This window comes from Marinilabilia rubra, from assembly GCF_003121985.1.
GTDB classification, from domain to species: domain Bacteria; phylum Bacteroidota; class Bacteroidia; order Bacteroidales; family Marinilabiliaceae; genus Marinilabilia; species Marinilabilia rubra.
The window spans coordinates 229,892-246,745 of the sequence record NZ_QEWP01000007.1 but is presented as its reverse complement, the minus strand read 5'-3'; the positions used below and the strand labels follow the sequence as shown (position 1 = coordinate 246,745).

Here is a 16,854-nt window from a genome sequence, read left to right as displayed (position 1 = left end):
AGTAGGAATTTTTACCGGGCTAATATTTTTTCAACTTTATGCAAGTCACCAATTCTTACAGAAACAAAATAGGTGCCGGCCGACAGGTTGACATTCAGCCTGCTGCTGTGAGGAGTTGATTCGTGGTGAATTAGTTTTCCCTGCATATTAAAAATGCGTATTAAAGCCTGATTTCCCGCAATTGGTTCAAAATCTACCTGAATGTAATCTCGTACCACGGTAGGATAGATGTTAATCCCTTCAATTGCATCTGTGTTGGCGGCTTGCCTTAAAGAAGCCACTTTAAGATTAAAGGAGGTTGTAGCTCTGCATTTATTGTTGTCGATCACGTTAAGTGATAAGGCATCCCCCTTTGCCGGGGTAAAAATCATTACATCTGATGTGGAGACTATTTCATCGTTGAGGATCCATTCATATTGGTAAGGGGTAATTCCTCCCTCCACATCATACCCCATCAATCCCAAAACAACAGGTATGCCTTCCGGAATTTCTTCATCAAACAACGCAACGACCTTTAATGGTTGATCAGCCTGTAGCGGCATATCCATTTTCACCACTGTCTGAGCCGATGAGTAGCTCAGCGCCAGCGCAAAGGCAAAGATCAAAAAGAATTTTATTGTTCCCATCGTCCTAATTTTTTGGAATTACTATCCTGAACCCGGTATGATGATAATAACCATCGAAGAGAAAATCAGGCGTGTTGATATCTGGCGGCAAATAATTCCGTGTAGTTACCCTGCAACTGTTTCTGTCGTACTCAAATCTGTCAGCACTAAAATCACCTCCCCGGATTACCTTTTCAGTTCCGCTCTCCGGACCGGTTGGATTATTGGCCTCAGCAGGTGGCTTTTTGTCTTCGGTCCATTGGGCATACCAATCGCTGCACCATTCGCTTACGTTGCCACTCATGTCGTACAGCCCCAGTTCGTTGGGTGCTTTTAATGCCACCTTGTGCTTTCTGCCTTCGGAATTTAACCAATGCCAGGCTACTTCATCTATTTCGATGCTTCCCGCATAGCTTGTGTTTTGGTCTTTTTTCCCGCCCCGGGCGGCTACCTCCCATTCATTTTCTGTAGGTAATCTTAAGTTATAGTCGATGGCATCATTCAATTTTGGGAGAAATTTTTCGGAAATATCATTCCAGTTAACGATTACCGGAAGATTGGGTTTGCTATCTTCCATATCGTACGGCAAACTGCCCATAACTGCTTGCCATTGGGCATTTGTAATTTCTGTTTCGGAGATAAAATAGCTGTCGAGATAAACTTCCCGTTGGGCAAGGTAAGTACTGCCATCCAAACTGAAAGTGGTATCCCCTGCCACAGGCAATAATGAAAACCGGACCCCGTTTACTTCAAATTCTATTGAGGAAACGCCTGATTGCACTACTTTTATTTCCTTTGTTTTATCGTCCGATGAAATGGTAATTGTAGCTTCACGGGAGAATTTTTTATTGGCAGATGCGCCCACAATAAACCCGGTAGATTTATTGCCTTCTTTGGCAGATAGGGAAATCCATTCCTCATTGCAACTTGCACTCCAGTTATCATTTGTTTTTACAACGACTAAACTCGCATCCTCATTTGCACCGAAGTCAATGGTAGCTATGGACAACTCAAAAAAATCTACCACTACCGGAGGATCTGGATCAGGCTCAGGCTTTGGTTGCGGATCGTCATCTTTTCCACACGATACAAGCAGAAGAAAAAACGAGAACAGCAGGAGTAGTTTTGTGCTCATGGGTTTAATTTTGATTTACTTATCAAGGACTAAAAATTGCTTGATTTTTTGGCCAACACCGGATAAAATTCATTATCACTTATGCTGAAATTACGGCAAAAATTTTTAAAAGGATGTGTTTTTTTGACAAAAACATGAAACTTGTCATCAAACAGACTAAAAGTGACCTCAAAAAAGCACCTGCACAAAATAAGGTAGAATCACTACTCTGTAACTCACATAAATTGGATGAATTAACAGGGTCATGTTTCTTATCTTTTCTAAAACCTCCTTCAAGCCTGGCAGCTCGTTTTTTGGTTATCATTCTTGCTATTCTTTTTTTCTGCCATTTGATGTAAAATCGGATTTGATTTTTCTGCTGTGCAGCAGAAACTCTGTTCTCATTGGTCGCATAGGGGGCATGCGCCCCTGGAAGCGAACCGTTCTATGAGTTTTTTTTCCGGACAGCCTGCATAGTGCTTCGTGATCGTAAAAGCCAGGCTAACCTGAGGAGATAATATACTATAAGCTTGTTTTCTTTCGGCTTAAATGATCGTAATAGGTCTTTGCCGGGGAAAGCAATACAAATCTGGACCATATCTGGATACAGACTTCATCATAGTGTAAGCTGAAATCATGTTCAAAAAACGGCGGAATTGCTGCCTTAAAATTCGGAATATCTTGTAACCAGTATCACTAATAAAAATAAATGAACGCACGTTTTTTGGTTAAAATGCCCATTTTCGGGATTTTGGCTTTCTAAATAGAGCCTGTCTTTAAAGTAAGTAGGGTTTGCTAAAAGTCAAAAGAGGAGAATTTACAATCCGCCCAATCGAAGGAGTATTGAAATACTTCGAGATTGTGGCGGTGTAGTAAATTTTGTTCTTTTGAATGGCTGTTTTTTTATGATTAAGTGCAAGGAAATCCGAGTTTGATGTGGAATAATCTTGCACTTAGGAGTTTGTTGAGATGATTTAAAGTTTTAATGGTTAATAAAATATGCGTTTTTCAGCGCCTTGCGCCAAGCTAAGCCCGTGAAGAGGATTAGCATATAGTTCTTTGAAACTTTTCATCAGGAACCAGTAGGTAACCAATCCTACCCGGATAAGTTTAACCGACACCCGGAACTGAGTGTTTCGTAGTTAGCAGAAATGCTGGCACGAAGCGTACACAGGGAATGCAAAAGCCGTTTAGTTAAAGCCTCGAAAAGAAACCGAATGTAAGGGTTTTCACATTAGTGCTTGTGGGAACAGTAGCGCAGTAACCGTCATGGTAAGGGGACTGTGCCCGACCGGGCTCGTTGAGCATGGCAAATGCATATATTTATCTGCATTATGTGTTGGATGAATGGTTTTCAGAAGTTATCCAACCCAGATTGAAGGGCAGGAGTTTTATAGTTCGTTATGCCGATGATTTTGTTTTGGGTTTTGAGAGGGCAGGAGATGCAAACCGGGTAATGGAAGTTCTTTCCAAACGGTTTGAGAAGTACTATCTTCGTCTGCATCCGGATAAGACCCGGATAATCAATCTGAACCAACCGGAACGGGGAAACAGAAGTTTCGATTTTCTGGGTTTCACCCATTATATGGGCAGAAGCAGAAAGGGCAAACCTGTTCTCAAGCGCAAAACGAGCAAGAATAAATACTCGAATGCCTTGATAGCCATGGGGGAATGGTTAAAACGAAACAGACATAATAAAATCAAGGGCATAATCCGGGATTTGAATGTCAAACTTCGTGGATATTACAACTATTATGGAATAACTTTTAACTCACGCCGTTTGGCAAGCTATTACCATCAGGTAAAAGCCTTATTATATAAATGGCTGAATAGACGAGGTGGAAAACCAACCTGGATTTGGGAACGGTTCACCAAACTGGTGACCCACTGGTGCCCATTGCTAAAACCCAGGATATACCGTTCTTATCTTACAGCGAAACCAAATTGAGAGGAACCGTATGCGGGAAAACCGCTCGTACGGATCTGTGGGGGAGCGGTGAAGTAATGAGCCGCTCTACCCGGACACTTCTATAGTAATAATCTGCTTTAATCATTCTTACCCTTCATCTCCGACGGAGCTACACCAAATGCCTCTTTAAAACTCTTGCCAAAGTATTTGGGACTGGTAAATCCAACCATATAAGCAACTTCGTCTATTCTTATATTCTTATTTTCTGTCAGGATTTGCTTAGCTCTGCTCATTCGCATTTCATTCAATAGTTCTTTACCTGATTGCCCGGTTAAACTCTTTACCTTTCTGTAAAAGTTGGAATGGCTCATGCCGAGCTTTTCTTCCAGCGAGCTTACATTGAACTCTGAATCAGGTATTCCCTCCTCTAAGGCTTCCAATAGGTCTTTTAAAAATTTTTCATCAATGGAGTTTACGGTCACAGATGATGGTTCCAGTGTCGTGCCTTTTCTTTGAAAAACTTTCCTTAAATGCTCCCGTGATTGAAGCAAATTCTTGATTCTGATGACTAAATATTCCATATCGAAAGGCTTGGAAATATAGTCATCTGCTCCGGTTTCAATACCTTTGTATTTAGATTGATTATCGGTTTTAGCGGTTAACAGGATAAAAGGAATATGACTTGTTTTGAGGTTGCTTTTAATACGCTGGCAATACGTCATCCCATCCATGTTAGGCATCATTATGTCGCTTATAATTAGGTCTATATCATGGTTTTCTGCCATATTGATGCCATTAATGCCATCTTCTGCTTCTAAAACATTGTAATCTTCAATAAGCTCCGATTTGATGTAGGATCGCATATCAGCATTGTCTTCAACAACCAGAATTGTTTTGGCGGTGTTTTTTATTGGTTTTGGCTCTTCATTCAACTCTTCCACTTCCTTTCCTCTGAAAATATCGTCTTCACCAGATGATGTTTTTTGTTCTTCTGTGACTAAGAGGTTCATGTCAGGAATAAAGAAACGGATGGTTGTCCCATTGTTTTCTTCACTTTCAGCTTCAATATAGCCCTTGTGAGCCTCGATGAGTTCCCGTGTATGGGACAAGCCGATACCATATCCTTTTCCGTATGCATTCTTTTCCTGGTAGAAGCGGTCAAAGATTTTATTTAATTTATCAGGTGAAATACCTTTGCCTGAATCACTGACCTCTATTTTTGCAAAGGATTGATATTTTGAGTCATTGAGAATTTGGTGATCCTCCTTCTGAACCTTTGAAATTGAAATGTTGATCTCCCCAAAGTCGGTGTAATTTAAGGCATTAGATATGAGGTTGAAGTAGACTTTTGACAACATAGCCGGGTCAAAGGAGAGCATTAGATTTGGAGATGGACTGCTGACTTTATAGTCCAGTCCTTTTTTTCTAATGGCATATGTAAAGTGTGAGATTTCTTCTTTAGTAAATGCAACAATATCCTGGGTTTGCAATTTTGTGACGAGTTTTCCGCTTTCTGCTTTTCTTACATCCAACAATTGTTCAATAAGGTAATTCAGGCGCTTAACATTTCGCTTTATTAAAAGGAGCTGTTCCTTCGTGTCCTCACTCAGGTTATTCTTTTTAAGTATACTCTCAAGTGGACCTTTTATCAGTGTCAGGGGGGTTCGCAGGTCGTGAGATATGTTAATAAAGAACTCAGTTCTTAATTTATTAAGAACGTTTACTTTTTGATTGTGTTCCTGCTCTAATAATAGTTTGCTTTTTGTGGTATAGCGAATGATTGTGTAATATGAAAAGTAGATAAAAATTAATACGATAGCTATCAGGTATAAAACGTAAGCATACCAGGTGTAAATGAATGGCGTTTTAATAAAGATAACCAGCTCTTCGGCATCTTTTTCCCAGATCCCGTCACTGTTTGTTGATTTGATTTTAAAAGTATATTGCCCGTGTTTTAGATTTGTATAATTGGCGTGTCTTTTAGTAACATCAGTATATTGCCAGTTCTTGTCGAATCCCTCAAGTTTATAGGCGTATTTTATTTTTTCTGCATTAGGATAGAGCATGGAAGAAAAGTCAAAACCAATATTGTTCTGGTCCGGAAGAAGAACAATGGTGTCACAAATGCTAATGCCTTTATCTAATGGCACAGCCTTCCCGATTCGCTCACCCGGATTAATGCGTTCACCATCAATATAGAAATCGGTAATTGTTGTTTGAGGCATTCTGTCACTGGTTGTTATGTTTTCAGGGTAGAATGATGTAATTCCATTAATACCACCCATTATTATTTCTCCGTTTTCAGTTTTGATAGCTGTATGTTCAGAAAACTCATTGCTCTGAATGCCGTCGCTCACAGAATAATTTATGAAGCGCTCCCTGGAGGTAACAAACCTGGATAGGCCGTTATTGGTCCCAATCCATAAATTATCTTCATCATCTTCAATAATTGAATGGATCATGTTATTGGGCAAGCCATTGTCTTTGGTATAACATTTGAACAAAATTCTTTCTGATGTGGAATCATTAATCATCTTGTTTAGCCCTTCATAAGTGCCTATCCAGAAATCGCCGTTGCTATGCCTTGTGATAGATCGGATGTAATTATTACTGATGGACCCTTCCCGTTTGCTACTCCTGTATATTTTATCCCTGACAACCTCGTGTTTGTCATTGAGGGTAAGAATATGTAGCCCGCCTCCTTCGGTACCTACCATCAACTCATTCCTGTATTTATTAAAGTGAAGTACCCTGCAATTTTGTGGAGAAGTGGATTTGGGTGTTTTTAGCGGGTAGTTTTCATCAACGATTATTTTGTTGTCAATTATTTTTAAACGATAAATGCCATTGAATGTCGCCAGCCAGTAAAAATCTTGTATTCCTTTAGTAATATAAAATGCGGCAAAGGTTTTTAAATGACTAAATACGTCTATTGCATTATTTGATTCTTCAACTAAAAACAGCCCCTCGTCACTGCATATAAGTTTCCTATTATCAGTATGTTTTGTAATAAAAAAGACGGTCATATTCTCAAGTCCCAGCTTTTTTATTTTTTTTGTAGCTCTGTTTATTTTATATAAGCCATTGTTATGTGTACCGGCCCATATTTCTTTATCCGTATTGTTGTATACCGCTCTGATAAAATTGGAACCGCTATTTGTGGATGTATTAATGGTTAAATGGTTGAATTTTTTCTGATCAGTGTCAAAGTAATTAACACCGGCGCCTATTGTTCCAATCCATATTACTTTATCTCTTGAAACATATAATTCACGAATAAGGTTGGAATTTAAACTGGAAGAATTGAAGGGGTTATGTTTGATGTATTCGAAGCGAATACTGTCTTCATCTGTTTGATCAGCTGTAATTAAGTTGAGACCATTATCAAGCGTACCTATCCAGATGTTACCCTCTTTATCAATTTCAATACCAGAGCATCTGTAGGAAGACGGTTTCCCTGATGCACCCGATGGATTATAGTTAGTGATTTTTTGTGACGTAAAATTGTATTTAATAAGCCCATTCCGATTGGAGGTCACCCACAAGTTTCCTGCGGTGTCTTCAATAAAATCAAACATGCCCAAAGAAGGATCCTGAACAGGAGTTTCAATAGTAATTGCTTTTTTACTATGAGATTCAACAATTATGCGGCTTACATAACTGTCTGTTTGCATCCAAAACCCACCTCTGCTGCATGACTTTAAATTGATGACATTGATATTTGATAAATCATCTGTGAAATCAAGAATTATACTTTGTAAGGTGCAACTATCAACTTGTTCATAGTTGTCTTCCAGTTTAATTTTATACAACCCATTTCTGGTGCCCATAAATAAATGATCTTCATATACAAGAAGGTCATTTACAGTTAACTTGTTGTTTGAGATTGAATCAGGCGTAATTTGGTTTATTGACTCGGTTTTAGGATTATACATATTTAATCCGTCGTCGGTGCCAATCCATATACGCCCATGGCTATCTTCCACAAGACTATGTATTGTATTATTACTAAGCGATTGTGGATTATTCCTGTTGGTGGTAAAGGTTTTTATGCTATAACCATCATAACAATTTAATCCATCAACGGTTCCAAACCACATAAAACCCCTGCTGTCTTTCAAAAAGCAATAAACCTCACTTTGCGAAAGCCCGTCTTTAGAGGTTATATGATGAAATCGTCTGTTTTGTGAGTGGATACTAACACTTACGAACAACAAAAGACAAACTGTAGCGATTTTACCTTTTTTTCTCATAAACACAATAATACAAAATAAAACCTTTTAAATTCCAGTAATAATATAGCAAATCCCGGGGTGAACAAAATTCGCCCACATCCCGAACAAAAACTATCCAATAGAGAACAAATTTGCACCATAGGACGGTATTTTTTAGAACCATCCATGACTCTTAAAAGAAGTTAATTTGCATTGGAGAAGGTAAAATTTGTGTTTTATCCTAAAAGGTTGGATAAAGGCATAAGTTAATTTTGAAGCAATTAATTTTAAAATCTATGAAAGAAAAATTAAACCGACGTGTTCACCTATTAATAAAGTTATCCGCAATACTATTGTGGTGCTTTATTCCGATTAGTGCCTATTCGCAGGAACGTGTAGTAACTGGTAGGGTGATTGATAAGGAAAATCAAGAGCCAATTCCGGGTGTGTCAATCGTTATTGAGGGTACCAGTACTGGTACTATCACCGACATGGATGGAAATTATTCCCTTGAAGTTGATGGTCCTGATACAAAAATGACCTTTAGCTTTATCGGATTTGAGGCTCAAACAGTGGAAGTTGGGACCCAACAGCAGATTGACATATCATTAAGACCTGATATCGTTGATTTGGATGAAGTGGTAGTGGTTGGTTACGGTACAATGAAGAAGCGTGACCTTACAGGTGCGGTGGCTTCTGTGAAAGGCTCCAGTATGGACAAAGGAAGCCCGGTGTCAATGCAAAGTGCCTTAGCCGGTCGTGTTGCGGGAGTACAGGTTACACAAACCGATAACGGCCCCGGTGCAGGTGTAAAAGTTCTTATCAGGGGTGGTTCTACCTTAACAGGAGGTAATCAGCCTTTGTATGTTATCGATGGATTTCCGATTGTACCCGATGACAGTAACCCAAATCAGAATCCTCTGGCTGATTTGAATCCCAATGATATTGAGTCGATGGAGATTTTAAAGGATGCGTCTTCAACCGCAATTTATGGAGCAGAGGGTGCCAATGGCGTTATTATAATCACCACCAAGCTTGGTAAAGCAGGTCGTCCAAGTATCGATGTTAATTACAGCTATGGATTGTCTGAAATGACCAATGTCCCCAATATTTTAAGCCCCGATGAATATTTGAACTGGCAGATTGAGAAGGGACCAATTACGCAATTTTATGATCCCACTGTCTATACAGGTGCCTGGCAGCAGATTAAAGATTCCGGGCAGCCCGGGAATGTATGGATTGACAGAATTACGCGACAAGGTGAGACGCATAAAGCTGATGTTAGCTTTAGTGGTGGTTCTGAAGGTATGCAATATCGCCTTTCAGGGAGCTACCTTGGTCAGGAGGGGGTATTACAAAACTCCGATTTTGAGCGTTTTAATTTGAATGCCAATCTGGAACAGGAAATTGGGAAAAGAATTAAGATTGGTGCTTCTCTTAAATATTCTAAAGCTGAGAGCAATGGAATGGTCAATAGCTGGGATGAAAGCGCCGTGGTCAAAACCGCTTTCCAGATAAATCCTTTCATGCCGGAAGATTATGATATTGATCAGATAGATGAAGAGGCTGAAACATATACCTGGAACAATGAGAATGTTTTGACCTATATGGATGAAGTGGATATCTCATCTGCCACTGAGCGTATGATTGGAAATATGTTTTTCCAATACAAGATTGCCAATGGCTTGAATTTCTATACCAGCTATGGGCTCAATAGTTTTAGCGATGATTCTCATGAGTTTTATCCTTCTTCCGTAAGGAGAGGTTATCGTGTTGGAGGCTTTGCCAACTTCCGAAATCGTAAAATGTTAAATACTGCCTACCAGGCACGTTTCAACTTCAACAAAAGAGTCAACGACCACAGCTTTAATGTTACCACAGTATTTGAAGCTAAGAAGTTTGAGATGACCGATAAACGCTTTGGTGCTGAAGGGTTTGAAGATGAATCCCGGGGTGTCTACGACTTATCGTCTGTGGTTACTCCTTACTTTCCTTCGAATATATATTCGGATAATAGCATGATGTCTTACATGGGGCGTTTGGGATATAACTATAAAGGTAAGTATTTATTAACGGCATCATTTCGAGCGGATGGTTCTTCGAAATTCGGAGAAAACAATAAGTGGGGATATTTCCCCAGTGCCGCTATTGGTTGGTTAGCCTCAGAGGAAGGGTTTATTAAAGATTTAAACACTTTTGATTTATTGAAACTAAGATTATCTTATGGTGTAACCGGTAATAATCAGATCCCGACTTACCAGTCACTTGCAAATCTCTCTACAGAGAAATATGTATTTGATGAATCTGTATATGTGGGAATGGTTCCCGGGAGAATTGCAAATCCTGATCTAAAATGGGAAACCACCCAACAATACAATGTGGGAATGGATTTGGGGTTCTTCAAAAATCGCTTACTGGTTACAGCAGAGGCATACTATAAAGAAACCAATGACCTGCTGCTGGAAGTTCAGCTGCCCAATACCTCTGGGTTTAATACTGCAATTCAAAACGTGGGATCCATCAGTAACAAGGGATTTGAGTTGGCCATTAATACCGTAAATATTGACAACAAAGATTTCAAATGGACCACTGCATTTACCTATTCTTTAAACAGAAGTGAAGTGCTGGACCTGGGGGAAAGAGACGAAATGTTCTTTTCACGTAAGTTCTATCACAAGATTGAAGATGAGGTGGTTATTCGTGTAGGTGAACCTGTAGGCCGGTTTTATGGATATATTGAGGATGAAGTGCTAAATAGTGAGAATGAAATTGCCAATAGTCCAGATATGGTTATGCTGGAAAACGAGGTAGGACAGGTTAAGCTTAAGGATGTTAATGGTGATGGAGTAGTAACACCTGCGGATAAAGTGTTGATTGGCAATACGACACCTGATTTTATTGGTGGGTTGAATAATGAATTTAATTACAAGAATTTTGATTTAAGTTTCTTCCTGCGTTGGAGCTATGGAAATGATGTAATCAATGGTAACGTAAGTTTCCTGGACAGAGTAGGAAGGGGTAACTGGAACACCTTGCAAGGATATGCAGACCATGCTTATTCTCCTTTAAATCCGGAAGGAACAGTTCATGGTTCAGTCCCCGACACCTATTCAAACCTGATGCGAAGCAGTTATGTTGAGGACGGGTCCTTTTTGAAGTGTGATTATATTACCCTTGGGTATACCCTGCCAAAACCAATATTAACGCGAGTGAATGTGAATAAATTAAGAGTTTTTGCAAGGGTTGATAATCCGTTTATGATTACGCGTTACAGTTGGTACGATCCTGAAGTAAGTACCGGTTGGGGTACAGTAGCAAAAGTTGGACCTGGTGTTGACCTCGGTTCATACCCAAGATCCACTACTTATACTTTAGGTGCATCCATTAGTTTTTAATCTTAAATTTCGAAGAAATGCAAACTATAAAATATTTAATGATATTTCTGGCATTGGCTACTGTTTTTAGTTCATGTCAGGATTTCCTGGAAGAGGTTCCAAAATCTCAGGCATCACCGGAAAACTATTATCAAACAGCAGACCATGCTGAAGCTGCAGTTATTGGTGCATACAACGCTCTTCAGAGGAATGGTGTTTACGGTCAGAATCAACAGTATTTAACTACCGATATTATTCGTACTGCTACCTGGAATACCCAGGGAGGAATAGGAACCTATTCTTTTACTGCAGAAAACACTCAGGTTATTGCTCCTATCTGGAAAGATCATTTTCAGGGGATTAATGAGGCCAATGCTGCCATCACCCATGTTCCCAATATTGATATGGATGTAGACCGGAGGAACACACTGGTTGCAGAAGCCCGCTTTCTAAGAGCTTTATTCTATTTTAACCTGGTGCGTTATTTTGGTGATGTTCCTTTTATGGAAACAGAAACCAATTCTCTGGAAAATCTGCAAGTGCCAAGGGATCCGGTGGATATGGTGTACGATAAAATTATCGAGGATTTAGAATTTGGAATAGAACATTTGGATGTAAAAGGAGAAGCTGTTGCAGGCAGAGCAACAGTGGGTTCAGCCAAAACATTGCTGGCAAAGGTTTATCTTACCCGGGGAAGTATGGCGAAAAGAGATGGCACAGGTGATGGATTAGCCGATTTTCAATCAGCTGCAACACTGGCCGGTGAAGTTATCTCAGATGGTCGTTATCAATTATGTCCCTATTTCCCTGATGCCTTTGCAGAAGAAAATAAAAACAACGATGAAATTGTTTTTGATGTACAGTTTAAAGATGGTGGGGTGGAAGAAGGTAACTATATTGGGATGCACATGGGGCTTCAGGGGCCTCCGGCAAAAGGAGGTAGCTGGGGAAATGTCATTTCAACCCAATACTTTCATACCATTTATGAACCTTCTGATCTGGTTAGGCAGGAGTGGACTTCATGTCATGTACGTGTTCAAGGTAATGGTACGTTAAAAACAGATTACCCCGAAATGAACTGGCAACCATGGAAAATAGGGAAGTACAGACGTTGGCCGGTGCGCAGTTCCGACTTTGTGGCTACAGATCATGATATTCATTGGCCTGTGTTAAGGTATGCTGAAGTATTTCTGATTTATGCTGAAGCCTTGAATGAAGTGAATAACGGACCTAATGAAGAGGTGTTTGAAGCACTTAATGTGTTGAGAAGAAGGGCACGTAATGTCAACGGTGACGGAACCAGGGAGGCTCTTCATAATGATCCTTTACCAAGAGAGTTAACCTATGATGGAAGCATCCTTCCGGATATTTCTTCAATCGATTATCCTGATTACGAATCTATGAAGGAATACATCATGTTGGAACGTGCCCGTGAATTAGGGGGCGAATGCAAAAGATGGTTTGACCTGGTGCGCTGGGGCAAGTTGGTGGAGAATATTCAGTTCCTGGCAACTTATACCCCTCCGGGGCGAACAAGACCCGAAGATGCATGGGGAGCCACAGCCAATAATGTATCAGAACATCATATGTTGCTGCCCATTCCAATTTCTGACATCAATGCGAATCCGGCATTGGAGCAGAACCCTGGATACTAATTTTATTACTAATTGAAAGGAATATAACAATGATAGATAATATAAAGTCTTTAGCAATACTCTTTGTTATGATGACGATAGTGAGTTGTAGCAAAGATATAGAAAGTCCGGAAGTCAGCTTTACGGCTGATAAAGTTAATGTTCAGGTTGGTGAAACGGTTACTTTTACAGTCACTGGAGATGCACAAACCTATGCTATATTTACGGGAGATAGTTTGCATAATTTTGAAAGCAGTCACCTTGCCATTACAGCAGGTCTGGATCTGGATCAGGAAGAGGTAATGCTTACTGCTGATAGCATAACTAGCTTAACACCCTGGTTAACCGGAATAGTGGATGATTATAATGCGGATTTAGCGGAAGGTGTTACACCCGTAAATACTCAAACCATTCTTGAAGATTTAGGAACTGTAGTTGGTAAAAAATACACCAATAAAGAAACCGCCGCGTATGAAGCTTTTCTTATGTTGATTGAGCTTAATAATGGCGACGATAACAGTTTAGCTCAAAATGTTGCCCGAGATATGGTTGACCTGTTTTATGAAGACCACAGTGTTGTTCTTGCACCTGAGGAAGGATTTTCAACCGGATTTGCCATTAACCGGTATGATAAAACCTTTGAGTATGCCTATAGTGAGCCGGGAACTTATACTGCCACACTTATTGCTACTGATGTTAGTGATAAAATCTATTCAGGTTCCGGCTATCAGGACGATAGATCTTCTTCCGGAGATGAGTATGATTTAGAACGGACAATTAAAGAGTTAACGATTACCGTACAACCGGCCGAGTAAACTCGTTTCAAATTTGCTTATTATGCTATAACTCCCTGCTGGTATTATGCATGCAGGCAGGGAGTTTTATATCTGTTAAATTTTAGTATGAAACATATAATTGTTTGTATGTCTGCATTCCTGCTGAGTATGGTATCGTTTGCGCAGGAAGGGGAGTCAATTAAGCTGGAAATTGAAAAGAATGAATATTGGTGGGGTGGATTAAGTTCTATTGGTCATCAAACACCATATGACAAGGATTCCGAAGTTTCGGTAAACTTATTTGGTGATAACAGAGGCAATCAGGCCCAGCCGCTTTTATTGTCCAGCAATGGGCGATATGTATGGAGCGAAAGCCCTATAGAGTATGGCATTTCCAATGAAGTACTAACTGTTTCCACTAAGGAAGGGAAAATTCATTCAGGAACTGCGGGAGGCAATTTGAAAACAGCCTACCAATATGTTTCAGAAAAATTTTTTCCATCTAATGGCCAAATACCTGATGAATTATTGTTTACTCATCCTCAGTACAACACCTGGATCGAATTGATGTATGATCAAAATGAGGAGGATATACTTAAATATGCCCAAAGCATCATTGATAACGGGTATCCTCCTGGTGTGTTGATGATTGACGACAACTGGCAAGAGGACTATGGTACCTGGGAATTTTCATCGCGGAGATTCAATGATCCTAAAGGCATGATAAAGAAGTTGCACGACATGGGATTTAAGGTCATGTTGTGGATGTGTCCATTTGTTAGTGCGGATTCTGAGGTGTTTAGAAAGTTGGCCAAAGAAGGATTGTTATTGCTCGATTCTGAAAGAACACAGGATATTTTATGGGCTAATACCAGAAATAAAGCTGCTGTAATTCGTTGGTGGAATGGGGCAAGTGCATGTCTGGATTTAAGTAATCCCAAAGCAAAGGAATGGTTCAAAGGGAGGTTAGATTATCTGGTTGAGGAATATGGGGTTGACGGCTTTAAGTTTGATGCCGGAGATGCTCAATTCTATAAAAACGGAATTGTCTCTTTTAATGAATCTTCCCCCAATGACCATACGCGTTATTTTGCCGAACTGGGTTTACATTACCCTTTAAATGAATACCGGGCATCATGGAAAATGGCCGGATTACCATTGGCTCAGCGCTTAAGGGATAAAGGACATGAATGGGGGGACCTTCAGAAATTAATACCCGACCAAATGTCGCAAAGTGTGATGGGGTACGCCTATACATGTCCCGATATGATTGGTGGAGGGGAGTATCAGTCCTTTCTTAATGCTTCAACCATTGATGAGGAATTAATCGTTCGTTCTGCACAGGTGCATGCTTTAATGCCCATGATGCAATTCTCTGTAGCACCCTGGCGTGTCTTATCTAAGGAGAATGAAAGGATTTGTCTTGAAATGGCTGAACTGCATCAGAAATTTGGCCCTCATATTTTGGAGTTGGCCAGGGAGGCTTCAAAAACGGGTAATCCGATTGTCAAGCCTATGGAATTGGCTTTTCCCGGAAATGGATACGAAACCATTAAAGATCAGTTTGTATTGGGAGATGATATTATCGTAGCACCTGTTGTGAAAAAGGGAGCACGCTCGCGGGAGGTTGTTTTGCCGAAAGGAAGATGGATTGATGAAAAGGGCCAAAAGTATAAAGGCGGAAAGGTCATTGAAATTGATGTTCCCTTAGAACGACTCCCTTATTTTAAAAAGGTTAAATAAATCAATAATCTGATGATGAAGAATATTTATATAGTTATACTATCCGTATTTTTTTGCAGTCTGTTTTGTGTCAGTTGTTTGTCCAAAAGCGCAGAAAAAAAGGATAGTAAACAAGAGGAAGAGAAATTGGCTCAAACACCTCCAATGGGGTGGAATAGCTTCGACAGTTATGGGGTTTACTTACACGAGGAAGCAGCAATGGCCAACCTTGAGGCCTTTGCGGAGAAATTAAAACCTCATGGATATGAGTACTTTGTTATTGATGCCGGGTGGTTTGGTGAATTCAAATTACGGGAAGGAACCATGTACCCAGCAGAAAAGCATGCAGAAAAATTGAATTTTAATGAGTTTGGTTTACTTCAACCTTCCGAAACGTATTTTCCTAATGGTCTGCAACCTATTATTGACCGTTGCCATGAACTGGGTCTGAAGTTTGGAATTCATTTAATGCGTGGTATACCCCGAGCTGCCGTTGAAGCCAATACCAGGGTTAAAGGGACAAAGTATTTTGCCCGCGACATAGTTGATACTACCAGCATTTGTGAGTGGAATCATCAAAATTATGGGGTTGATATGTCAAAACCCGGAGCCCAGGAATTCTATAATTCCCTGATTAATCAAATGGCGGATTGGGGCGTAGATTTTCTTAAGTATGATGACCTGGTTCCTTTCCCTGAAGAAATAACAGCCATTGCCAATGCCATTGAGCAAAGTGACAGGCCCATTGTTTTAAGCCTTAGTCCGGGTGGAGATGTGAACCCCGAGCATCTGGACGCTTTCAAACGTGCACATATGCTGCGCGTAACTCATGATATTTGGGATGAACAGGTTGGCATAGACCAGTGTTTTGCAGCCTGGCGTAAATGGCAGGGGAAGGAAGAGCCCGGCTTCTGGATTGATATGGATATGATTCCATTTGGACGTCTGCAATTAATGTCTCCAAAACCCGAAGGGGTGAACGGTGATGAAACCAAAGCTGAAATAATAAAGAAAATAGAATCAGGTGAATTGAGCAATATTGAACTTTTGTCTGGAAAGGGATGGACCCGGCAAAGTCAATTTACCAAAGATCAAATGTATACTTTCATTACACTCAGAGCTTTATCTGCTTCGCCATTAATGATGGGAGGGGACTTGCCTACACTGGATGACTTTTCATTAGCGCTGATCACCAATGAAGAAATGATAGAGTGTAATCAAAACGGGGTGATGGGCTCATTGGTTTATGAAAAAGACAGCGTTGAAATATGGCAAACACCAAAGAAAGAAAGCAATGGTGGATGGATCGGAATTTTTAACCGGTCAGAAACTGATAAATCCCTTTCGTTCTCTAAAGCTGACTTGAATCTGGATGACTCAACAAATTATGTGATTCATGATATTTGGGAAAATAAAGACATTGATGAGTTTGATTTTAAAATTAATTCCAATGGGGTTGTTTTCTTGAAATATATGGCTAATTGATTATTTCGTTTAATGCCTGTA

Annotated in this window: 9 protein-coding genes; 6 read left to right on the top strand and 3 right to left on the bottom strand. The window is 40.0% G+C overall.

Translation table 11 applies throughout. From position 1 onward, the window contains the following. Nucleotides 1-11: 11 nt before the first annotated feature. Together DDZ16_RS10860 and DDZ16_RS10855 are read right to left on the bottom strand one after the other, a co-directional pair. The gene (locus DDZ16_RS10860) at nt 12-626 is read right to left on the bottom strand and encodes a T9SS type A sorting domain-containing protein (RefSeq protein ID WP_109264495.1); all 615 of its coding nucleotides are present in this window, start codon (nt 624-626) and stop codon (nt 12-14) included. A 4-nt stretch (nt 627-630) separates the two neighbouring features. Next, complete coding sequence (locus tag DDZ16_RS10855; protein ID WP_109264494.1) at nt 631-1,740, bottom strand: SUMF1/EgtB/PvdO family nonheme iron enzyme; 1,110 nt, start codon at nt 1,738-1,740, stop codon at nt 631-633. A gap of 1,285 nt (nt 1,741-3,025) precedes the next feature. Between DDZ16_RS10855 and DDZ16_RS10845 the strand changes: the two genes are divergently transcribed. Next, on the top strand, nt 3,026-3,667 hold the full coding sequence (locus DDZ16_RS10845) for a reverse transcriptase domain-containing protein (protein ID WP_232526612.1): 642 nt from the start codon (nt 3,026-3,028) through the stop codon (nt 3,665-3,667). A 98-nt stretch (nt 3,668-3,765) separates the two neighbouring features. Here DDZ16_RS10845 and DDZ16_RS10840 read toward each other — a convergent pair whose 3' ends face one another. Continuing rightward, nucleotides 3,766-7,881 (bottom strand): hybrid sensor histidine kinase/response regulator transcription factor, encoded by a 4,116-nt coding sequence (locus DDZ16_RS10840; protein WP_109264492.1) that lies wholly within the window; start codon nt 7,879-7,881, stop codon nt 3,766-3,768. Between the two features lie 257 nt (nt 7,882-8,138). On the opposite strand from DDZ16_RS10840, the gene DDZ16_RS10835 reads away from it, so the two are divergent. The 5 genes from DDZ16_RS10835 to DDZ16_RS10815 all read left to right on the top strand — a co-directional run bounded on the left by DDZ16_RS10835 (nt 8,139) and on the right by DDZ16_RS10815 (nt 16,833). Then, nucleotides 8,139-11,237, top strand: a complete 3,099-nt coding sequence (locus tag DDZ16_RS10835; RefSeq protein ID WP_109264491.1) for a SusC/RagA family TonB-linked outer membrane protein — start codon at nt 8,139-8,141, stop codon at nt 11,235-11,237. A gap of 17 nt (nt 11,238-11,254) precedes the next feature. Continuing rightward, nucleotides 11,255-12,871: a RagB/SusD family nutrient uptake outer membrane protein gene (locus DDZ16_RS10830; RefSeq protein ID WP_109264490.1), complete on the top strand. Its 1,617-nt coding sequence runs from the start codon at nt 11,255-11,257 to the stop codon at nt 12,869-12,871. 68 nt (nt 12,872-12,939) lie between these two features. Then, nucleotides 12,940-13,665 carry a hypothetical protein gene (locus DDZ16_RS10825; protein ID WP_109264489.1) on the top strand — a complete coding sequence of 242 codons (726 nt, stop codon included), beginning with the start codon at nt 12,940-12,942 and terminating at the stop codon, nt 13,663-13,665. 87 nt (nt 13,666-13,752) lie between these two features. Next, the gene (locus DDZ16_RS10820) at nt 13,753-15,369 is read left to right on the top strand and encodes a glycoside hydrolase family 31 protein (RefSeq protein WP_109264488.1); all 1,617 of its coding nucleotides are present in this window, start codon (nt 13,753-13,755) and stop codon (nt 15,367-15,369) included. A 12-nt stretch (nt 15,370-15,381) separates the two neighbouring features. Then, complete coding sequence (locus DDZ16_RS10815) at nt 15,382-16,833, top strand: glycoside hydrolase family 27 protein (RefSeq protein WP_109264487.1); 1,452 nt, start codon at nt 15,382-15,384, stop codon at nt 16,831-16,833. The last annotated feature ends 21 nt before the right edge of the window (nt 16,834-16,854 follow it).